Origin of the sequence: Luteibacter jiangsuensis, from assembly GCF_030812295.1 — a bacterium.
Classification (GTDB): domain Bacteria; phylum Pseudomonadota; class Gammaproteobacteria; order Xanthomonadales; family Rhodanobacteraceae; genus Luteibacter; species Luteibacter jiangsuensis_A.
In genome coordinates, this window is the sequence record NZ_JAUSSK010000001.1 from 444,782 (window position 1) to 466,286 (window position 21,505).

19 protein-coding genes are annotated in these 21,505 nt (G+C 62.9%); 14 read left to right on the forward strand and 5 right to left on the reverse strand.

From position 1 onward, the window contains the following. The first annotated feature begins 69 nt into the window (after positions 1-69). Positions 70-855 carry a class I SAM-dependent methyltransferase gene (locus J2T07_RS01960; protein WP_306846883.1) on the forward strand — a complete coding sequence of 262 codons (786 nt, stop codon included), beginning with the start codon at positions 70-72 and terminating at the stop codon, positions 853-855. Between the two features lie 2 nt (positions 856-857). Further along, the gene (fos, locus tag J2T07_RS01965; RefSeq protein ID WP_306847930.1) at positions 858-1,265 is read left to right on the forward strand and encodes a fosfomycin resistance glutathione transferase; all 408 of its coding nucleotides are present in this window, start codon (positions 858-860) and stop codon (positions 1,263-1,265) included. 6 nt (positions 1,266-1,271) lie between these two features. On the opposite strand, the gene J2T07_RS01970 is transcribed toward fos, so the two are convergent. Continuing rightward, positions 1,272-1,625 (reverse strand): YkgJ family cysteine cluster protein, encoded by a 354-nt coding sequence (locus tag J2T07_RS01970; protein ID WP_306846884.1) that lies wholly within the window; start codon positions 1,623-1,625, stop codon positions 1,272-1,274. Beyond that, positions 1,612-3,354 carry a SulP family inorganic anion transporter gene (locus tag J2T07_RS01975; protein WP_306846885.1) on the reverse strand — a complete coding sequence of 581 codons (1,743 nt, stop codon included), beginning with the start codon at positions 3,352-3,354 and terminating at the stop codon, positions 1,612-1,614. The genes J2T07_RS01970 and J2T07_RS01975 overlap by 14 nt, the downstream gene beginning before the upstream one ends. Positions 3,355-3,434: 80 nt before the next feature. On the opposite strand from J2T07_RS01975, the gene J2T07_RS01980 reads away from it, so the two are divergent. From J2T07_RS01980 to J2T07_RS02015, 8 genes are all read left to right on the forward strand, one after another. After that, positions 3,435-3,665: a CopG family transcriptional regulator gene (locus tag J2T07_RS01980; RefSeq protein WP_306846886.1), complete on the forward strand. Its 231-nt coding sequence runs from the start codon at positions 3,435-3,437 to the stop codon at positions 3,663-3,665. A 67-nt stretch (positions 3,666-3,732) separates the two neighbouring features. Next, positions 3,733-4,452 (forward strand): hypothetical protein, encoded by a 720-nt coding sequence (locus tag J2T07_RS01985; RefSeq protein ID WP_306846887.1) that lies wholly within the window; start codon positions 3,733-3,735, stop codon positions 4,450-4,452. 68 nt (positions 4,453-4,520) lie between these two features. After that, positions 4,521-4,868, forward strand: a complete 348-nt coding sequence (locus tag J2T07_RS01990; RefSeq protein ID WP_306846888.1) for a zinc ribbon domain-containing protein YjdM — start codon at positions 4,521-4,523, stop codon at positions 4,866-4,868. A 161-nt stretch (positions 4,869-5,029) separates the two neighbouring features. Further along, the gene (locus J2T07_RS01995) at positions 5,030-6,139 is read left to right on the forward strand and encodes a sensor histidine kinase (RefSeq protein WP_306846889.1); all 1,110 of its coding nucleotides are present in this window, start codon (positions 5,030-5,032) and stop codon (positions 6,137-6,139) included. Further along, positions 6,136-6,876, forward strand: a complete 741-nt coding sequence (locus J2T07_RS02000) for a LytR/AlgR family response regulator transcription factor (protein ID WP_306846890.1) — start codon at positions 6,136-6,138, stop codon at positions 6,874-6,876. Before J2T07_RS01995 ends, J2T07_RS02000 begins: the two co-directional genes overlap by 4 nt. Positions 6,877-6,985: 109 nt before the next feature. Further along, positions 6,986-8,284, forward strand: a complete 1,299-nt coding sequence (locus J2T07_RS02005; protein ID WP_306846891.1) for an ABC transporter permease — start codon at positions 6,986-6,988, stop codon at positions 8,282-8,284. A 1-nt stretch (position 8,285) separates the two neighbouring features. Further along, positions 8,286-9,518 carry an ABC transporter permease gene (locus J2T07_RS02010; RefSeq protein ID WP_306846892.1) on the forward strand — a complete coding sequence of 411 codons (1,233 nt, stop codon included), beginning with the start codon at positions 8,286-8,288 and terminating at the stop codon, positions 9,516-9,518. Positions 9,519-9,743: 225 nt separating this feature from the next. Further along, on the forward strand, positions 9,744-10,964 hold the full coding sequence (locus J2T07_RS02015; protein WP_306846893.1) for a hypothetical protein: 1,221 nt from the start codon (positions 9,744-9,746) through the stop codon (positions 10,962-10,964). Between the two features lie 4 nt (positions 10,965-10,968). On the opposite strand, the gene J2T07_RS02020 is transcribed toward J2T07_RS02015, so the two are convergent. Further along, the gene (locus J2T07_RS02020) at positions 10,969-12,189 is read right to left on the reverse strand and encodes a PQQ-dependent sugar dehydrogenase (RefSeq protein ID WP_306846894.1); all 1,221 of its coding nucleotides are present in this window, start codon (positions 12,187-12,189) and stop codon (positions 10,969-10,971) included. 40 nt (positions 12,190-12,229) lie between these two features. Here J2T07_RS02020 and J2T07_RS02025 point away from each other — a divergent pair, with 40 nt between their 5' ends. The 3 genes from J2T07_RS02025 to J2T07_RS02035 all read left to right on the forward strand — a co-directional run bounded on the left by J2T07_RS02025 (position 12,230) and on the right by J2T07_RS02035 (position 14,517). Beyond that, a complete protein-coding gene (locus J2T07_RS02025; protein WP_306846895.1) occupies positions 12,230-12,637 on the forward strand; it encodes an ArsR/SmtB family transcription factor in 408 nt (135 codons plus the stop codon). Then, complete coding sequence (locus J2T07_RS02030; protein WP_306846896.1) at positions 12,615-13,145, forward strand: SRPBCC family protein; 531 nt, start codon at positions 12,615-12,617, stop codon at positions 13,143-13,145. The genes J2T07_RS02025 and J2T07_RS02030 overlap by 23 nt, the downstream gene beginning before the upstream one ends. A 79-nt stretch (positions 13,146-13,224) precedes the next feature. Then, positions 13,225-14,517 (forward strand): SGNH/GDSL hydrolase family protein, encoded by a 1,293-nt coding sequence (locus J2T07_RS02035; protein ID WP_306846897.1) that lies wholly within the window; start codon positions 13,225-13,227, stop codon positions 14,515-14,517. Between the two features lie 160 nt (positions 14,518-14,677). On the opposite strand, the gene J2T07_RS02040 is transcribed toward J2T07_RS02035, so the two are convergent. Continuing rightward, positions 14,678-17,281 (reverse strand): hypothetical protein, encoded by a 2,604-nt coding sequence (locus J2T07_RS02040; protein ID WP_306846898.1) that lies wholly within the window; start codon positions 17,279-17,281, stop codon positions 14,678-14,680. A 319-nt stretch (positions 17,282-17,600) separates the two neighbouring features. On the opposite strand from J2T07_RS02040, the gene J2T07_RS02045 reads away from it, so the two are divergent. Then, a complete protein-coding gene (locus J2T07_RS02045) occupies positions 17,601-20,309 on the forward strand; it encodes a bifunctional diguanylate cyclase/phosphodiesterase (RefSeq protein ID WP_306846899.1) in 2,709 nt (902 codons plus the stop codon). 25 nt (positions 20,310-20,334) lie between these two features. Here J2T07_RS02045 and J2T07_RS02050 read toward each other — a convergent pair whose 3' ends face one another. After that, positions 20,335-21,492 (reverse strand): CHASE2 domain-containing protein, encoded by a 1,158-nt coding sequence (locus J2T07_RS02050; RefSeq protein WP_306846900.1) that lies wholly within the window; start codon positions 21,490-21,492, stop codon positions 20,335-20,337. Between the last annotated feature and the right edge of the window lie 13 nt (positions 21,493-21,505).

Sequence of the window (21,505 nt, forward strand, 5' to 3'; positions counted from 1 at the left end):
CGGGGCGTCACAGGATTACGCTCGGCCTTCCGCACATCGAAGGGCCAGGCGCCCAGAGGAAGTCGAGGCATGAAATCCACCCTCGTGACCGTGACCGTGGTCCTTGCCGCAGCCGTTCTTTCCGCCGCCGTGACGGCGGCAACGCCGCCTCCCGCCAACCGGGCCATCGCCGCCGCCGTCGCCGATGCGCACCGCCCGGCGAAAGACACCGAACAGGACGCCGTCCGCCGCCCCGCGGAGCTGGTGGCTTTCTCCAAGGTCAAGGCGGGCGACACCGTGATGGACGTATGGCCCGGCGGCGGCTATTGGACGCGGCTTTTCTCCCCGGTCGTCGGCCCCAAGGGCAAGGTTTACGCCTACGTTCCCGCGGAAATCGCCGGGTTCAAGAGCGACCCGGTCGCGGTCGCCAAAGCCGTTGCGGCCGAGCCGGGGCGCGGGAACGTCAAAGCCGTCTCGGATCCGCTGGCCCAGCAGCCCCCACCGCGCATGTTCAATACGTTCGATGTCGTCTGGACCTTCGAGAACTATCACGATTTCCACGACAGCTTCATGAAGGGAGCAAGCGTGGATGGCTTCAACCAGGCCATCTTCAAGCTGCTCAAGCCCGGCGGTTACTACGTGATCGTCGACCATGCCGCGGCAAAGGGGCAGGGTCTCCAGAACACCGAAGACCTGCACCGCATCGATCCGGCGACCGTCAAGGCCGAAGTCGAGAAGGCGGGCTTCGTCCTGGATCAGGAATCGTCGCTACTGGCCAGTCCGGCTGACGATCACACCCTCAAGGTGTTCGATCCCGCGGTCAAGGGCAAGACGGATCGTTTCATGCTTCGGTTCAAGAAGCCTGTGAATCCGTGAAATTGATCGGCTTGAATCACCTTACATTGGCGACGGCGAACCTTCCTCGCAGCGTCGAATTTTATGTGGGGTTACTCGGCTTCAAGCTGGCCGCCCGCTGGGAGGCGGGGGCCTACCTTACGCTTGGCGATCTCTGGCTTTGTTTGTCCCGCGATGAGGAGCGTGCTTCGCAAGAACACCCTGATTACACGCACTATGCGTTCTCGGTAGAGCAGGACGATTTTGAAGGATTGGCGACCTTTTTACGGTCGCGCAATGTCATCGAGTGGAAAATCAACGCTAGCGAAGGGGACTCGTTTTATTTCCTGGATCCAGACGGGCATCGCCTGGAGCTGCATGTCGGCAACCTGGCTTCGCGACTTGAACAATGTCGGCGTAAGCCATATGCAGGCATGGAGTTCTTTGACTGATCGGTTTTACAGCAGCACTTGCCGTGTCCGCGCAAGGAACTGGTGGATCTCGGCCTCGGTCCTCGTATCGATCATGTACACCGGCCGCTTTCCGTTCGGGCAGGGCAACCGTGGTGTCGTGCCGAACAGGCGGCAGATCAGCGGGCGTTCACCGTAAACCTCGCAACCATGCTTGCCCAGGTACGGACAGCTCAGATCGGACAGTGCCTTGGCATGTTCGGCTTCGGTCCGGGTGGGCAATCTCGCCACTTCTTCCGACGAAGCGGTCACCGGCCCGCAACAGTCATGGCAGCCCACGATGCAGGTGAACGAGGGGATGCGACGGCGCAGTGCCTCGATGGTCCGGTCATTTGGTGTCATTCGGTTCCGGTCCTTTTTTGTTCTCGGCATAGGAATGCCTGACGCTTAGCTCTTGCGAGAGTGCCAACGCGGCCTCGTAGTTGTCGACGAAATACAACTCGTTCTCGCGTGGGTGCAGTGCCATGGCCCGGATCACCCGTTGTGGCTGAGGTTGCAGGCCCGAGACGACGAGTACGGTGCCACGCCTGCGACAGCGCTCCAGCAAGGTCTTGAGGGCGTGGACACCGCTGGCATCGATGATGGGTACCAGTCGCATGCGAAGGATGAAGACGCCGGGTGGCTTCTGGAACTGATCGAGTAGATCGTCCAGCCGATTGGCCGCTCCGAAAAACAAGGGGCCGCTGATCTGGAAGACCTCCACACCGGGAGGTAGCCGGGTACGTTGTGAGGTGTCGTCGCCCATGGCGCGATCGTCGCCGTTTTCGTCGAGCAGCTTGATGCCCGCACTGACCTCGACCGCTTCCGCCATGCGAAATATGAAGACGAAGGCCGACACCACCAGGCCCACTTCGATCGCGATGGTGAGATCGAAGAATACGGTCAGCCCGAAGGTCAGCAGCAGCACCAATCCATCGCCTTTAGGCGCCGACAGGGTGTGGCGAAAATGTTCAATCTCGCTCATGTTCCAGGCCACTACCAGCAGTACGGCGGCCAGGGCGGCGAGGGGCACGAACTTCATCAGGGGCGCCAGGACCAGCATGAACACCAGCAGCAGGGCGGCGTGGATGATGCCGGCCATCGGTGTCTTGCCACCGGCCCGTATGTTGGTCGCGGTGCGCGCGATGGCCCCCGTCGCGGGAAGGCCGCCGAACAACGCGGAGCCGACATTGGCGATGCCCTGTGCCACCAGTTCGCCATTGGAACGGTGTCGGCCGCCGGTCATGCCGTCCGCCACCACGGCCGACAACAGCGACTCCACGCCCGCGAGAAAGGCGATGGTGAACGCACTCGGCAGCAGTTCGCGCGTGCGCTCGAAGGGAATATGCGGCACGTTGAAATCCGGCAGCGTCGAAGGTAACCCACCGAACCGGCTGCCGATCGTCTCGGCGGGCAAGGCGAAACCCATGCTCAGCGCCGTGCAGACAAGCAGGGCTATCAGAAAGCCAGGCCATCCCGGCCGCCAGCGTCGTATCACCGCGATCACGGCAAGGCCGACCAGTGTGAGCACCAGGGTCGCTGGCTGCGTGGTGGGAAGCTGGTGCATATACGCGATCCAGCGCTCGAGAAAATCGGCGGGCACGGTGGCCATGGTCAGCCCGAGCGCGTCCTTTATCTGGCTGGAAAAGATGCTGACCGCGATCCCCGCGGTGAACCCCGTGATGACCGGTTGTGGCATGTACTTCATCAGGGTGCCGAGCCGCAAGAGGCCGGCACCGATCAACATCAGGCCAGCGAGGAGCGTGCACAGGACCAGACCGCCGAACCCGAACTTCTGGATGACCACGAACACCACGGGGACGAACGCCGCGGTGGGCCCGCCAATCTGGACACGCGAGCCGCCCAGGGCCGATATCAGGAAACCCGCGACGATGGCGGTGTAAAGGCCTTTTTCCGGCGTGGTGCCACTGGCGATCGCCAGCGCCATGGCCAGTGGCAAGGCCACGATGGCGACGGTCAGGCCCGCTATCGCATCGCTGCGAAGATCGCGCCAGCGATAGCCTTCGGACAGCACCGTGTAGAGCTTCGGCAGATACAGGCGCAGGTACTTGCGAGCGGCCGCTGCGTCCATCGTTCCCCCCGGGCAAGCCAGATTGAATACGAATCGTATTATAATAGAATACACATGTAATGTGATTAGGCTGACCAGGCATGCCCACCGAAAACCGTACCGCTCGACTAACCATCCTGATCGACCCACGCAAGAAGGCTGTCTTCGAGCGCCTGTGCGCGGACGAGGACACGACACCGTCCCAGGTCGTACGCCGCCTCATCAGGGAGTACATAGAGCGCGCCTCGGGGCGCCCCTGGCACGCGGAAGAGGAGGCTTTGTCCGATGAGGCATCCGACAAGGAAGGGAAGCGCCGTGTCCGTGGCCGGTAAACCCGCCAGCACCGCGGCACGATCCGCCGCGGCTGCAGCCAGAAACGTTTCGCCGTCAAGGATCGGATTGCGCCCGGAGCAGGTGGCGTTCCTTGGCGAGTACGCGTCCATTGGCAAGGACAGGCACGTATTCGTACAGGTCATGTGCTGGCCTACGGTTCCCATGGCGTGGACCGCATTGACCCAAGCCGTGGCGAACCTGCGTGAAGTGCGCGGCGACATGATGGCGCTATGCATACCGGTCAAGGGCGGCACATCCTGGGTTCACGAGATAGCACCACAACTGGCGCTGCCGCTCGAGCGCGATCCTGGGGCGGCGGAAAGTACGCTGGCGGCCCTGATTCGCCGCCTTCCGGTTCGGTTTTCGGTCGCCGTGGTGGAGCATGAGGCCCGCGGGGCCAAGGGGGGCGACGCATCGCGTCACCGCTCGCTGTTCTCCGGATGCCTGGCCGCTTATAGCGCTTACCTCAAGAGCACGAAGCAAGCCTCATGCCGTCTCGTGATTGCCGCGGACAAGGGGCACCCGCAAAACGATTCGCAACAGCAGGCGTATCGCGATCTCTTGCCGTACCTGGATAGCGCATCCCAGTTCGGTGCACTCGACTTGACCCACTGGACGGAGACCACGGTGCCCCTCGCGCTCGAGATGAGCCAGTTGGCCGCCGCCGCCGTTGGCAGGCATGTCCAGCAGCCGAACGAGCCAAGTCCGCTGTTCGAGACGATTCTCGAACACCTGGTACCGCCTTCCCGTTTCGATGCGCTGGGCCGTCAAAAACGGCGCAAGTGAGTGTGGGTGATATTCGGCGGTATCCCAAAGAAATGATGTATTTGTCTTACCGATAAGAGAGCCTTTGCATGGAAACCTCAGATATCCCAGCTTGCCCGCTTTGCGCCATGGAAAACACGTATCCCGACGGCGACATGTACATTTGTCCAGATTGCGCGCACGAATGGTCCCCGCTGTCGACGAAAGCCGAGGCGGGGCTTGTATCGGTGCGAGACGTCCATGGCAACGTGCTCACCGACGGCGACTCCGTCGTGGTGATCAAGGACCTGAAGGTGAAAGGCTCGTCGCTCACACTTAAGCAAGGTTCGGTCATCCGTGGCATCCGCCTGGTGGATGGCGATGCCGAGCACATCGAAGGGAATTCGGAGAAGATCAAGGGCCTCGTACTCAAGGTGTGCTTCTTGAAAAAGGCCTGAGAGCCTCGCTGGTGCGGGCGTTCTTCTTCCGGGGACCTGGGGACAACAGCAAGTTATCGAGGGTGGGGCGGCGCAGATGTCCGCCTCGCCCCACGCATGTCCCGCTTGCCACATGAAGATCCATTGGCGCTGTGGGCGCGGCTACACTCGAGCCAATGAACATGCGACCTCGCCAACCATCGGCAGGCGTCCACGCTGCCGACGGTGTGACGCTGCCTCCCAAGACCTTGGTCGTGTTCTGGGTGCTGTGGGTGGTGTTCTGGCTGCTCATGGTCAGCGTCTCCATTGGAAACGAGCTCCATAACCCGCTCGTCCGGTGGTGGGAGCCTGTCCTGTGGGAGGGGAGTTCGGCGCTGGTTTCAACCGGATGGATGGTGCTGGGGGTAGAGGCTCGCAGGAGCTACGCGTTGTACCTGGACCGACCCTTGAGCTGGCTCGGTCGCTATCTGCGATGGTTGCCGCTGGTCGTCATTACCTGGATCACGGTGGTTTACGCTATACGGCATGGCGTCTACGCCGCTGTGGGTCGCACCTACGCGCATCCTGGCTGGGGCTTCGTCGTTGTCTATGAAAGCCTCAAGCTGACGTATTTCTCAGGGCTATGGATCGGGGTGCTGTTTGGTATCGAATCCTTCGGGCAGTGGCAACTCCAGTGGCGCCGTTTGTTGCAGATGCAAAGAGCGCTGGCAGAAGCCCAACTCGTCCAGTTGCAGGGGCAGTTGCGACCGCATTTCCTGTTCAACGCACTCAACACGATTTCCGCCCTGATGCATAAGGACGTGACACGTGCTGATCGCCTGGTGGCGGCGTTGGGAGATCTGCTGCGAATCAGTCTTCGCACCAACGAGCATGAGATGACCCCGCTTGCCGAAGATCTGCGCACGCTGGAGCTCTATGCGGACATCATGCTCGAGCGGTTCCGAAATCGCGTGACGCTGGATTGGCAGGTCGACCAGGCCCTGCTCGACACTCCCGTCCCGGCACTGTTGCTGCAACCCCTGCTGGAGAACGCGTTCAAGCACGGTGTGGAGCCCACGGTGGCACACGTGCGCATCATGGTCGATGTCCGGCGCGTGGCCCGGTCCCTGGAAATTGTTATTAGCAACTCGGGCTCCAGGTTGGTGCAGGAGCCACGTGATGGGATCGGCATACGCAACTGCCGAGAGCGACTGGGCATCATCTACGGAGACGAGGCGTGCCTGTTGGTCCATAACGATGGCGATGGGGTTGCCGCACGCGTCTCGATACCGATGGCGGATGCCACGCCATGATCCGGGTGGTGATTGCCGACGACGAAGCTCCGGCCCGCGAGAAACTCGCGCAGTGGTTGTCGGAGCAACCCGGCGTGACGGTGGTTGGCGCGGCGGAGGACGGACTGTCGGCGTCGCATTGCATCGAGCACTTTCACCCGGACGTGGCCTTTCTCGATGTCCAAATGCCGATGCTGTCGGGACTCCAGGTCGCCGCGCAGCTCGAGCCGTCGAACGCACCGCTTATGGTGTTCGTGACCGCATTTGACGAGCATGCGGTGAAGGCGTTCGACCTCAACGCGATCGACTACCTGCTGAAGCCCTACGACCGGGATCGTCTTACACGCACCGTGCAGCGGGTGAGGGAACGGCTTCAGGCCCATCAGTCCGGTGCCGCCGCCGTGGCGATCGGGCGCGAGCGCTCCCCGTCTTGCGAGCGTTTGCTGGTGCCGGATGGCGAACGGCTGAAGCTGATCGACACGGAATCCATTGAATGGCTGCAGGCCGACGACAACTACGTCCACGTGAACACGGCGGCGCGCACCTATGTGCTGCGCAGGACGCTGCAGGACCTGCTTGCCCAGATGGGTGAGAAGCACTTCGTACGTGTCCATAAATCGACCGCGGTGAACCTCAGGTCGATCGGATCGCTCACGCCGTTGTTCAAAGGCGACTACGAGATCCACCTGCACAACGGCAGGGTGCTTCGGCTCAGTCGCCGATATCGCGAGGCTCTCTTCGCCCGCTTGGGCCAGTAACGGCCACTTCGCCACGCCAGCGCCTCCTTTCACCCCGATTCCGCTGACGGAATGCCGGCAGTGGACCAATGTCTCTCTTGTGACGTGGAAAGTTCAGGGGAGGAAGGGCATGTTTGGTTACTACCTCGATATGGCATTGCGCAGTCTTAGGCGCAACCGGGCGCTTACCGCACTTATGGTGGTAGCGATCGCGATGGGCATCGGTGCCAGCATGACCACGTTGACGGTACTGCATGTGCTGTCGGGCGATCCGTTGCCCCGCATCAGCAGCACATTGTATGCAGCGCAGCTCGATCCGCGCGACATGGGGGGCTATCGACTCGAGGATGAACCACCCGATCAGGTCACCTGGATCGACGGCATGAACCTGCTGCGGGCGAAGCGGGCGGATCGCCAAGCGCTGATGACAGGCGGATCGGTGGCCATCCAGCCGGCGCAGTCCGCGCTCGATCCGTTCTATGAGCCCGCACGCTACACCACGGCCGATTTCTTCTCCATGTTCGACGTGCCGTTCAAGTATGGCCATGCCTGGGGCGCGTCCGAGGATGCGGCCAGGGCGGCCGTGGTCGTGATCAGCAACAAGCTCAACGACAAGCTGTTCGGTGGTGGCGACAGCCGCGGACGCATGCTGCGCGCGGACGGGCACGCGCTGCGCATCATCGGCGTGCTGGGGGACTGGCGTCCGAACCCGCATTTCTATGACCTCAACGTCAAGAACTATGGCAGCGATGAAGGCGTCTATCTGCCGTTGTCCACCTCGCAGGACCTGCACCTCGCGCATCTCGGCAGTGCCGGGTGCTGGGGCAATGGCGGTGCCGACGCCACTCCCGTGGCACCTTGCGTGTGGCTGCAGTTCTGGGTGCAGCTGTACACGCCGGCCAGGGCTAACGCATACCGGCAGTTCCTCATCCACTACTCACAGGAACAAAAAGCCTTGGGTCGCTTCCCGCGTCCACCCAACGTAAGGCTGCGCAACCTGATGCAGTGGCTGGACTACCAGCATGTCGTGCCGGGTGATATCCAGTTGCAAACCTGGCTGGCGCTGGGTTTCCTGCTCGTGTGCCTGGTCAACACGATGGGCCTGATGCTGGCCAAGTTCCTGCGTCGCGCGCCCGAACTGGGAGTGCGCCGAGCACTGGGCGCATCGCGGCAGGCATTGTTCGTCCAGTTGCTGGTGGAATCGGGTGTGGTTGGCCTGGCCGGTGGTCTGGGTGGCCTGCTGCTGGCTTGCCTGGGTCTGTGGATGGTGCGCCGACAGCCGACGGACTACGCACCGCTGGCACATCTGGATGGTGCGATGCTGCTGCTGACATTCGTGCTCGCACTCGGAGCCAGTCTCCTGGCCGGGGTGCTGCCTGCCTGGCGCGCCTGTCGTGTCAGCCCCGGCCTGCAACTGAAGGGGCACTGACATGGGTATCCGGCCGATCCTCTCCACGCTGCTCCGGCACAAGATCACGGCAGCCCTCTTGATCCTTCAGATCGCACTGACCTGCGCCATCGTGTGCAACGCGGTGTTTCTCATTCATCAACGCCTACAGCGCATGGACATTCCCAGCGGTATCGCCGAACACGACCTCCTGCAGATCCAGCTAGCGTACATCGGTGATCGACCGGATGCCTACGCGCAGGCGCAAACCGATCTGGCCACGCTGCGGCAGATTGCCGGAGTGCAGGCGGTGGCCCTGGCAAACCAGCTTCCGCTCAGCGGCTACGCTATGTCCAACAGTGGCATCAAGCTTCGCCCCCACCAACAGCACGAGTCGCTCCAGGTGGCGAGCTATTACGGACAGAACTTGCTATCCACGCTGGGCGTTCGGCTGGTTTCCGGGCGCGATTTCCAATCCGAAGAACTACTTGATCTGAAGGCCGTCATGCCTGCGTTGCACAGCAGTGACCTGAAACATCTGCCGCACAACGTGATCGTCTCCCAGGCAGTTGCCGCCCACCTATGGCCAGGCCAGGACGCGCTTGGTAAAACGATCTACGTCGGGAACGACATACCCTTGCAGGTGATAGGGGTGAGTGCCCCGCTGGCACGGCCCGACGCGCTACAGTTGGGGGCGCAGTACAGCATTGTCTACCCGATACGCCTGACTTCTACAGAAGGGGGAAGCTACGTGATCCGCACCGCTGCGGGGGATCGCGAGCGCGTGCTGGCATCTGCGCTGGCTGCGCTCAAGCAGCTCGATCCCGATCGTATCGTGCTCCAGCAACGCACCTACGACGAGTTGCGCCAACGGTTCTTTGAAAGCGATCGAGCCATGGCAGGCGTGCTTCTGGGCGTTATCCTGTCGATGCTCGTCATCACCGCATTGGGCATCGCCGGACTGGTCAGCTTCTGGGTCGCGCAGCGTCGTCACATCATCGGCGTACGACGCGCCCTGGGCGCCACCCGTAGAGATATCCTGCAGTATTTCCAGACCGAGAACTTTCTGCTGGCAACGATTGGCGTGGCACTTGGCATGGCGCTGGCCTACGGCATGAACCTGTTTCTGATGCAGCATTACGAATTGCCGCGGCTGCCTTCGATCTATCTCCCGGCGGGCGCGATCGCGCTTTGGTCGATCGGCCAGCTCGCTGTACTAGGACCGGCGCTTCGCGCCGCTGCGGTGCCACCGGTGGTGGCTACCCGAGGCAGCTGAGCGAAACCCACCCCGGTGGTACGCCTGCCATACCTTCCTACATGGCCACAATCTGGACGCGGCGCTTCCTGCCCTACGCCGAGTGGGTGCGGCCGACTCCGGGTATGCCGATCGAGCTAAGGGCAGGCATCGCAGGATAGGCCATGCGGTCGACTGCCGCCTCGCGCATCTTTGGAATGTAATGGAACCGTCACCAAGCAGGGCGGCGCGCGCGAGGGGGAAATCATGAACGTCGTCGACGCCGGCCGTGTGCCGGTCATCGTCATGGGTCAAGGGGCCACGGCACTCGGCATCCTGCGTGCCGTGGCGATGGCAGGAATTCCCGCCTATGTGGCATGCCCGTCCGGCGACCTTACCACGCGATCGCGCTGGTACCGGCCTGTCCCGGGAGCCTCGTGGGATGGTCGCCCGGGCCCCGCCGCGGAGGATGCGTTGCGCGCGGTGCCGCTGGAGCGTGCGGTCCTGATCGCCGGCGCGGACGACATCGCCCTGTGGCTGTCCGGTCTGCCGTCCGATCTCCAGGAACGATTCCCGGTATCCACCGCCACCCATGAAGTCCAGGCGCTCCTGCAGGACAAGGCCAGCTTTGCCCGCCACTTGGAGCGCTTGGGAATTCCACACCCTCGAACCTTCCACCTGGGTTCGCTCGCGGAGGTCGATGCGGTTCCCATGGAAACGCTCCAGCGCGTTTTCATCAAGCCTGTGAATTCGCAACGTTTCAGCGACGTCGTCGGTGTCAAGGGTGTATGGGTCCGCACACGGGACGAGCTGAGGGATACGTGGGCCCGTCTGCATGCCCAGGGCTTCTCGCTCATGGCCCAGGAATACATCCCCGGACCCGCGACCGAGCATTTCTTCGTGGATGGATTCCGCGACGCCAGCGGCGCCTATCCCGGGCTGTTCGTCCGTCAGCGAATGCGCATGTCTCCCCCCGATTTCGGAAACAGCTCCTGCTCGTGCTCGGTTCCGCTGGCTGGGATGGAGGAGCCTGTAGGGCAGGTGCGCCGCCTGCTCGACAGCGTGGGTTACCGAGGCATCTTCAGCGCCGAATTCAAGCGCGATCCACGGGACGGCCAGTTCAGGATCATCGAAGTCAACACGCGCGCATGGACGTATGTCGAATTCGCAGCCCGCCATGGGGTGAACGTGTGCGAGATGGCCTGGCGGGATGCGCTCGGCGAGCCGGTGCGGGTGGCCTCACGAAGTTATCCGACCGGCAAGTTGTGCGTCGATCTTCACCATGACCTGTCCAGCTTCGGGCGAACGCAGAAGCCCGGTATCGGCACGGCCTTGCGATTGGCGATGCAGTGGGCGAGGGCGGATCTGCACGTATTCCGGTGGAACGATCCGCGGCCGGCGTTGCATGTGCTCGGACCCTTGCTGCTCAAGCGTGTCGCGCGTGCGCGCGACACCGCCCCGGCTGCAGGACAAGGATCCTCGGCCTGAACTCTTATTTCGGCGTGAGGCGGAACAGGCCACCCGGTTCGGCGTCTTCAAGTAACCAGAGCGAGCCGTCCGGCGCCTCTTCGACATCGCGGACGCGTTTGCCGATGCTCCAGCGCTGTACGGCGGTGGCGCCGCCCTTGCCGTCGAAGGCGATGCGAATGATTCCCTCGCTGATAAGGCCGCTAGCCAAGGCACTGCCCTTCCAATGCGGGAACAGGCTGCCCTTGTAGAACATGAGGTTGCCTGGCGCGATCACCGGCACCCAATAGATCACCGGCTTGACGAGATCGGCCCGCGCATCGGCGTCGGGGATAGGCACGCCGTTATAGTTGATGCCATACGAAACCAGTGGCCAGCCGTAGTTCTTGCCGCGCTGGATCAGGTTCAACTCGTCGCCGCCGCGAGGGCCGTGCTCGAGTTCCCACAGTCGACCATCGGGACCGAAGGCGAGGCCATACGGCGTGCGATGGCCGGTGGACCACGTTTCGGCCGGCGTGAGGTTCGGACCGGGGAAGGTATATGTGCTGACGACGGGGGCCGTCTTGGCTGCCTCGGTATCGGTCGCCGGATCGATCAGCGGAATGGTGCGGGCACCGGCCTTTCCAGCCCACGGATTGCCCGGCGCGGGTTTGCCGTCGAGCGTCAACCGCAGGATCTTGCCTTCCGGTTGATCGGGATCCTGCGCAGGGGTGAAGCGCTGGCGGTCGCCCACGCTGAGGAAGAGGTATTTGCCGTCGGGCGAGAAGGCGATCTGGCCGCCGGCCTGACCACCCTTGCCCGTGGGCATCTGTCGCCAAAGCACCTGGAAGTCGTCCAGCCGGGGTTGATCGCCTTCCAGCACGAGTTTGCCTCGGCCCATCGCCAGGCCACCGCCATAGTCGCCGGGTGCGACGTACGTGAGGTAAACATAGTGGTCGCTGGCGTAGTGGGGCGAAAGGAAGACGCCCAGCATGCCGTTCTGACCTTCGACATAGCTGGCCGGCACGCCCTTGATGTCGGTCTTGGCGCCCTGTTGGGTCACCAAGGCTACCCGGCCGACTTTCTCCGTCACCAGCATGCGGCCATCGGGCAGGAACGCGATGCGCCAGGGAAGATCGAGGCTAGTCACCTTCGTGATGTTGAAGGGAAGATCGGGATCGGATTGCTGGTCGCCTGCATTGGTCTGTGCTTGAGCGGCGCTTGTCAGCATAGCTCCGAGAACGATCCCGGTTACCAGCTTCTTCATGTGGGTGTTTCCTCGCGTTGGAGTGACGCGGGAGATCTTAGTGCCCCGGTTGCAAATCTCCCATGCTCGTCTTACTGTGAACCACATGGTTCACTATCAAGCCCGCCTCGACGCAACGTTCGCCGCGCTCTCCGATGTCACCCGACGCGGCGTGTTGGAGCAGCTCGGGAGTTCAAACGCCTCGATCACCGACCTTGCCCAACGATTTCACATGACCCTCACGGGCATGAAGAAGCACGTCAGCATCCTGGAGCAGGCGGGGCTCGTGACCACCGAGAAGGTCGGGCGCGTAAGAACCTGCAAGCTCGGACAGCGCCGGCTGGAAGAAGAAGCCGCCTGGATCGAGCGGCACCGCCAACTCTGGAGCGCGCGTTTCGACGCGCTGGACGAGCTTGTCGAACACCTGAAACGCAAGGAGAAGGCAGATGACCAACGCAAGAGAAGGTAGTGCCGCCGTGAACCAGACCGCCGTGAACCGCAAGTCCGATCGCGAGCTCGTCGTGACGCGAACGTTCGATGCACCCGTGCACATCGTCTTCGAAGCATGGAGCAAGCCCGAGTTATTCAAACTTTGGTGGGTTCCGAAGTCGGCGGGCATGTCGCTGGTCTCGTGCGACATGGATATTCGCACCGGGGGCACGTACCGACTCGTGTTCCGCCATCCGGCCTTCGATCAACCGATGGCGTTCTTCGGCACGTACAAAGAGGTGACGCCGGACAAGCGCCTCGTATGGACGAACGAAGAGAGCGATCAGGGCGCCGTGACCACGGTCACCTTCGAAGAACATGCCGGTAAGACGCTGGTCACCCTGCACGAAATCTATCCCACGAGTGCGGCCCTCGACGAAGCCATCGCTGGTTCGGCGGAAGGCCTGCCCGAACAGTTCGCGCAGCTGGATGAGTTGCTCGCAGACAGAGCCGACAGGGTGGGTGGTGACGATCTGCTGGCAGGGTGAGCGGCCGGAGCTGCCGATTCCGAAGCAGTACGGCGGCTGATCGAACACGATTTTTCGTACCTCGGTGCGGGAGAGCCCAATGGCTACAAAGCTGTTTTCGAAAGCTGGATTTTTCGGGGTTGCCCTTGCGGTGACGGGCGCTCTCGGCGCAGTGGCCCAGGCATCGGCAGCACCTACGGAAACGCAGGTCTGGCGCGAGGCCTACCAATCCAGTCCTGCTCATTACGATCCGCTGGCACCCGAGTTCATAAAGATGCTGGTGGAGAAGTTCAAGATGCCACCGGAAGCGGTCGAGCAGATGCGGCCGCAAACCGCGAGCGGTACCCAGCGGGTCCGCCTCGCCGTGTCCGCACGAGGGCCGCAGATTCGCATCCGCATTTCGAACGAGGAAGGGACGGACCCCTTGGTCCTTGCCGCCGCGAGCGTCGGGCTCGCCGGAGAGGGATATGTGTCCAAATCGGGCACGCTCAAATCCATCACCTTTGGCGGCCGTCGTAGTGTCAGCGTCCCTGTGGGCGCTCCGGTTCTGAGCGATCCCATCACGCTCCCGGTGGCACCCGGCACCGAATTGATCGTCAGCACCTACGCCACAGGGTCATTCAAACTCGATCCTCTGGGAGGCGGTACGGTCGTGGTGGCGGCCGGCGACCAGACGATGAAGAACGAACTTGCCGGGGGAACGCCGATGGTGGGCAGACCTGCCGTCACGGGCGTCGCCGTTTTGTCGCCGCCCTCCCGACGAGTCATTGCAACACTGGGTGACTCCATTACCGATGGCAATCGTCCCGCGCTCACGGAGACCCGCAGTTGGCCGGAAGCGTTGGCAAGCAGGCTCGCGGCGCGCCGGAGTGGCGGCGATTATGCCGTCGTGAATGCCGGCATAGGCGGCAATCGCGTCCTGGGGTCCGGTTGGGGACCGTCCGCGCTTGCCCGCCTGGACCGCGACGTTCTGCGGATCGACGGACTATCGCACCTCATCGTCCTCGAAGGTTCGAACGATATCGGCATGTCGGGGCATGCGGTGTTCGGCAACCATCCCGTGGTGACACCCGAGGACCTGATCGCCGGTTATCGACAGATCATCGCCCGCGCTCACGCGCGTGGCGTCCAGGTCATCATCGGGACCATCATGCCGTTCGGTTCGTCCATGACCCACTATTCCCCCGGCAACGAGCGGACGCGGCAAGCGGTCAATCGTTGGATACGGACGTCGCGTGAGGCAGACGGCGTGATCGACTTCGATCAGGTCGCGAGGGATCCCGCCAATCCGGTGAACATGCGTGCGGAGTTTGGATCGGAGGATGGGTTGCATCCGGGTGCTGCGGGGTATGTGGCGATGGGGGAGGCGGTTGATCTTTCGGTATTCAAGTAGGCTGGATCTCGCGGCAGCGTTTCTGGCCGCCATGGCGCCCACATCCATGGAGCCGGCCGACGACGCATCGGCCGGCTCTCTTGCGCAATGAGTCCCGGCGTGGGGCCGGTTTGCGCAAACCCGCGGATACTCGCAACGTGACGGTCTCCGGTGTTCCTTCTCAGGGGTTCGACACCGGCCACATGCGGTTGACCCACCCCGACCATATGGCAAGGCGTTTGGGCTCGGCGCCCATGCGGGTGGCCTCCCACACGCCAAACTGGTCGGTCTGCTCCGTGCTTGAGCGGAAGTACGGGTCTTGGAACATGTACATGCGACCGTTGCTGTCGGTGCCCATCGGTGTGCGCCGGGCGTCAAGGCAATAGCGGAAGCCCGAATACGTCTCCGTGTCGCCGAGCATGGTGTTGGCCGGGTCGCACCGGCGCCAGGCGCCGGCGTCCGTGGCCGCATAAAGCGTGTTGAACTGGCTGATGGCGCCATTGACCACTTCGAGGAACAAGCCTGGCTGCACATCATCGAGGAAGCGGTATTTGGACGGCCAGATGCCGAGCGCGACGCCGTTGTCCATGAAATTCGTCGGCGTCAGGTGCTTTTCCGTCTGCGCGCGCCCGTAGCGCCCCGCGTTGGCGACAAGGTCAGGCTCGTTCGGGTCGTACAGCGTGATGCCGTTGTTGACGTATTGCGCGGACTTGATGCGTGCTTGCAGCAGCCGGACAAAATGCGTGCTTTGCTGCGCCTTCGTTACCGGGTCCGCGTCCCCGACAAAGTTGCCGAGGATCTCGTCGAAACCCGTGAGGTACGGCCAGTCCATGGGGTAGTTCACCCACCCACTCTGCCCGCCGGGGTTGAGTGTCATCTGCAGCTGATACCACTGGTTTGTCCGGTAGTACGAAGCGACGACATTTCCCGTCTCCCAGCCGAGAATCCACTCGCGGTGCGTCCCGTCGGCACCGTAGGCGTCCTGGTAGAGCATGTGGGGCGCGAGGTAAAACGCACTCGGGGTGTTGAAGACCCAGCCGTGCGCCTCGCCCCGGCCGCGCCAGGCGCCCGAGACCGGGTCCTTGTCGCCAATGAACCATTGCTGGTTGCCTTCGAGCGCGAAATCCTGGGTGACCTCCCACTGCTTGACGGCATTCCAGTGGAGCACGCTGCCCACGGCCCGTTCGATGAACGCTTCCCGGGTAAACGCTGCCGGGTCTCCCTGCGCGGTGGTTGCAGTCGACACCGCCGCCTGCAATGTGTCGGCACCGACCTGCGCGCCGTAGACCCCACTCGTCGCAATGTGGTTGCCGCGACCACCCCCGATGAAGTTGTACGCTTCCCAGCCGAACGCGGTGAACATGGCTTGGGCCTCGTTACGGTCGGCGGGGGACAGGTGGCTCCAGTCCCCCCGGATGCCGTTCGGATTGAGATGCGCCGTCAGCCACGACACCATCGCGTGGTACTGACCGTTGGGGTCGAGCACGCGGTCGCCCGACGCACTGAACCGGGCGCCCTGTTCGAACGACCCGGCGGCCCCCTCCGGCCAGACGTCGTCGGGATGGATGGTCGGGAGCCAGGCGTCCCAGTCGGGAAACTGCATGGCCACCGGAATGGCGCGCACGTTCATCGTCGCGTTCGGGTCCATCACCCGGTCGATGTCAGCCTGCGTGAGCACAAGCTGGCTCCCCACGGGCTTGTCAAACAAGGCCGCCATGGCGTCCGATGGATTGTCGAGCACCGCGTCGAGCCCGGCGCCGGCAGCCCAGTTGATTTCACACGCCGGGCCCGTGCATTCCATCCCCGGACCCGGTTGGTAGGGCGGATTCCACGGGCGGGCGAGGGCGGCAAAGGGCACGTCGCGAAGCGAATAGCGAAGATAGGCGACGAGTTGGGCGGCCTGCGCACCGCTCAGGCCATGGAACCGTGCCCGCGCCTCGATGGCCGCGTTGGAGTAGTTGAAGTACTCAAGATCCCGCCCGTTGTCGGCATGGCACTGCGCGCAGGCCGCGTGGATGGTGCGATTCACGATGGGCGACTTCCGGTTGTTGTCCCGGGCGTACCAGAGCGTGCGTCCCGCCTCGACATCCGCCGTATAGACCGAGCCTGCCGTGCGCTCGAGTTTCGGGTCGACCGACACCGTGCCCTGCTGGTCGCGCTGCCGGCCTTGCGCATCGCGAAACTGCACGTCGACCACGCGAAAGCCATTGGACTCCCCGTCGGTGCCGTTGAAGCGGAACTCGACGCGGTTGATTCCAGGTGCGGCGACCAGGCGCACACGTGTGGCGGCGTCGAGCGTGAGCGTCACGTGCGTGGTGTAGAACCCGCCGTTGATGCCGCCATGGATGCGTTCGGCATCCGGCAGCGACACCGTCGCATCCGTGATGTCGGTCCAGGGAATGGTGGTGTCCGACGGCGACGCGCCACCCAAGACCCGCACGCTTGCCTTGACCTTCACCGGTGCATGCGTGGTCACCTCATATTCCGGTGCGCCATAAAAGCCGCACCGGTGGCAGACAAACCAGAGCGTTGTCGTGGCGGCAGCATCCGCCGTGGCAAGTGAGAAGCCGGCTGTTGCCACCAGTGGCGCATCGGGATTGCCATCACCGAGGACCTCGATGGGCAGCGTCACGGGACCCGGCGTCGCCCGCGTCGCGGCGGGCGCACGAACGGTGCTGCCGACAACCCGTGAGAACGCAGCCGGCGGTGGGGTGGCCCGGGCCTCGGCAAACGGGAAGGCAAGGAGCAGGGCGGGGACGATGACGGCCCGTGGAAGGAGTGGCATGCGAGGGTCCATGGGGAGGGCCACGCGTGATGCGCGGGACAGGGCGTCAACCTAGAGAGGCGGCCACCGTACTGCTTGCACAATCGTCATCCGTGCCACCGTTTCGGGCACGCCGGGGAGTGCGGTGTCGCAAACTGAGACCTGCGACGCACTATGTCGCAGGCCGGTGAGATTGGGCATGGCGACTCGCCCGTCGTCGAATCGGTCGACAAACCTCAACCAATTGGTGAAGATCGTTCCTGCGTCCAGGCTACGTAAGGGATGCGAATCCTGAGGATGGGGGTGCATAGTGTCTAGTCATAAAGTGCGCGGCTTGCGCATGAGCCTGGGTACCCTCGTGCTGGTGACAGTGATCCCCATGCTTCTGATGGGTGTCATCGCGATCGCGCTCGCCGGACGGGAGTTTCGTGAGAGTTCGCGAGAGCGTTTACGCGAAACCGCCCAGGCGCTGAGCCACGCGGTCGACGATGGTATTCGTGACAACATCGCAAGCCTCCGGCTACTGGCCAACGTTGGTGGCAACGGTCTCACGAGCGAGCAGGCAACCGCCTTGTTACGATCCTCCAATGGAATCGGAGACGACACTCGCGTTCTCGTACTCAACTCTGAAAAAGAGGGGGCGGGAGTGCTTCCACCCGATTTGTACGCGCGCACGCTCGCCGAGTCGCAGGCTCGCATTTCCAACCTCATCCGCATCGAAGGCTCGACGCTACCACGGGTCGCGATCACGCTTCCCATGGCGACATCCGGATCCCCGTCACGAGTCATGGCCCTGCTGCAGCCATCCAATCAGCTGATCAACGTGATTCAAAGGAGCCATGCGACGGGCTCCGAGCTGCTTGTTGCGGTCGTCGATTCCACGGGGCATATCGCCGCACGCTCGCGTTCACCCGAGGCCTACCTGGGCAAGCCCGTACCGGACTGGAACAAGCTTCTGGCGCTGGGAACGAACGAAGGACTCTTCTCCGCACGCACCAAGGAAGGAGGAATGGTGATCTTCGCTTTCCGCAAGCTCGATAACGCACCGGGCTGGGCTTTGGTGGTCGGCCAGCCGATCGATTCGTTCGATGCCGGGTGGAAAGTGCCGCTTTGGTGGATGATCGGTGCATGGTTTGTCGCCACGCTGGCGGCGTTCGCTATCGCGCATCGCTTTGCCCAGCGCATCCTGGTTCCCATGCAATCCCTCGTTGCACGAAGCCGGCGCGTGGTCGACGACGTGGGTCATGTCGGGGAACTGCCCAGTTCGTCGATACGCGAGATCAGGGAGCTTCAGGAAAGCCTCCTGCTCGCGGAGCAGACCCTGGAACAGCGCGCCCAGGATGCACAACGACTGGCGGAGAAGTTGCGCAGCAGCGAGAAACGCTACCGGTCCATCGCAGAGGCGGGGGCGCTCGTGCTCTGGCGCTGCAACATCGAGCGTACATTGACGGCTATCAACGGTTGGCGGGAATTGACCGGGCAGAGCGATGACGCGGCCGTCGGCAAGGGTTGGATGCAACGAATACACCCCGCGGATCTTTCGGCGATGGAGGATGCGTGGGACCGGAGCGTGTCACTGGAGGTTAGTCTCGACATCGAGTTCCGCGTCATGGGTGCCGACGGCGGATGGCGTTGGGTGCGCTGTCGCGGGGCACGGGTCGAGGGTGAGGAACCTGTCGAATGGGTGGGTGTCCTGGAAGACGCCGATGCCCGGCGCAAAGCACAGGCGCGCATTGCCTACCTCGCCCATCACGATGCCCTGACCGGACTGGCCAATCGCAGCCTGTTCCACGATAGGCTGCAGATAGCGGTTACCGATGCTCATCGCGGGCGACGGAGTGCCTTGTTGTGCGTGGATCTCGATCGCTTCAAGGACGTCAACGATACGCTGGGTCACCCAACCGGCGATGCTCTCCTGATCGCGGTGACGGGTCGTTTGAAAGGGATTCTTCGCGAAACGGATCTTGTTGCACGACTGGGCGGCGATGAGTTCGCGATACTCCTTGGTTCGGAGCGTCAGCCCGACGATGCTTCGTTGATCGCCGGGCGCATCATCGATGCCATCAAGGAACCCTACGAGTTGGACGGCCACTCGATCGTCATCGGGGCAAGCATCGGCGTGGTCGTGATCGATGACCTTGCGCCAGGAACCGACCGCCTTCTGCAAAACGCGGATCTTGCGCTCTACCGTGCAAAGGGGGAGGGCAAGGGGCGTTATTGCTTCTTCGAGGCGGATATGGACGTCCGCATGCAGCTACGTCGTCAACTCGAGCTGGATCTTCGTGCGGCCCTCTCGCGCGGCGAGTTTGTCGTTCACTATCAACCCATGATCGAGGTGAAGAGCGGCAAGCTGTCGGGATTCGAAGCCCTCTTGCGTTGGGAACATCCCAGCCGTGGCCTGCTCATGCCGATGGATTTCTTCGATCTGGCGGAGGAGATTGGCCTCCTCATTCCATTAGGCCGCTGGATCCTCGAGCAGGCGTGCCGGGACGCCTGCAGCTGGCCCGAACGCCTCCGTGTGGCGGTAAATGTTTCGGCATCTCAACTTGCCCATCCGCGGCTGCATGAAATGGTGGAAAACGCGCTCGCCGCCTCTCAGCTTGCTCCGACCCGCCTGGAGCTGGAGATCACGGAGAATGCTCTGCTCGCCAACATCGAGGCCGCATCGGCCACCTTGCTGAAGCTGAAAGTAAGCGGCGTCGCCATTGTCATGGATGACTTCGGCACGGGTTATTCGTCATTGGGATACTTGCGCGCTTTTCCGTTCGACAAAGTGAAGATCGATAAATCGTTCGTCCGCGACCTCGGCCCCAACGCAGAAGGCAACGTTTTGATCAGCGCCATCTCCCAGCTTTGTGCAAGGCTGGGCATCGGCACCACTGTGGAAGGCATCGAAACCGCAGTGCAGCTCGCGCACATAAAGGAAGAGGCGTGCACTGAAGCACAGGGCTATCTGTTTGGCGAAGCATTGCCTGCCGATGGTCTCGCGGCGTTCATCCGCGCGCACGAGACAACATTGCCTCCGCGCGGGGACGCCCCCGAGGCTTGACGGGTGCCTATAGCCTGATTCAACCTCACCTCGAAGCGTTATGGCGGTCCTTTAACTTTCGCAGCGCCGAGAAGCCGCCCAAGCCGGCAGTCATGACCATCACGCAGGCCAGGGGCGGCCACCACCATCCCTCCATCCGCAAGAGTGCAATGCTCGTTCCGAAACATGCGAGCAGCGCGACCAGTGCGATCGTCCACATCTGGCGAAATCCGGGCAGACCGTAGAGCAGCAACGGCAACGTCAGCAACGTGGCGCCGATGACGAGCTGGTTCGTGAAGTTCAGTGGTGTCAGCGTGCTGGCGTTTTCGATGGACTCGAGCAGGTTGGCCTGATACTCCACGCCCGGCATGCGCTCTTCGCCACCCGAAGCCGAGGTGTCGAGCAGGTCGCCAAGTCCCGAGGCCGTCGCACCGACGAATACCCAGCGTCCGTTGAGTAGCGCGGGCGACACATGGCCTTCCAGCAGGTCGACGTAGGAGACCTGGTCGAAGCTACCGGCCGGTCCGGCGAAATGGAGCAGGACATAGTCGTCGCGCATCCATTGGTAAGGCGATTCCATGTCCGTATCCGGTCTGTGCAGGCTGGGCAGTACCGGCTTTTGCGTTTTCCGGTCCATACCATAGACGGCGAGGGCGAGGGCCGGCCAGTACGGGCGCCCCAGGCCAGCTTTCAGATAGGCGCCACGAATGACGCCGTCATCGTCCTTGGCGGCATCGACGTGACCGAAGGCAGACGCCTCACTGGCGATCTCCTGCGTGGGCAACATTTCTTCCAGTGTTCCGCCGAGTTCGGCGGCTTCGGCGAATACGGGCATGGCGACGTGCCCGTTTCGGCGAATGGCCTGCGCGAAAGCGCGATCGTTTTCTGGGTGATTGATGTCGGGCTCGGCCATGGTGATGTCGATACCGACACCGCGAACGCCCGCATCGGTGAGGCGATCGAGCAGTCGTGCATGCACCGCGCGCGGCCACGGCCAATTGCCGAGCCTGGACAGGCTCTTCGCGTCGACCGCCACGATAACCACGGCGTCGCTGGTCCGATACGACCAATGACGCATGTGCAGGTCGTAGAATGTGTTGTCGAGTCGGGTGGCCGCGCCGCTCGCCATGATCAGGGTGAGCGAGGCCACGCCGATCATCCAGGTCAGCACACGCCCGAGTACGACGAGCGGATCAGTACGCATCGTCGACCGCTGC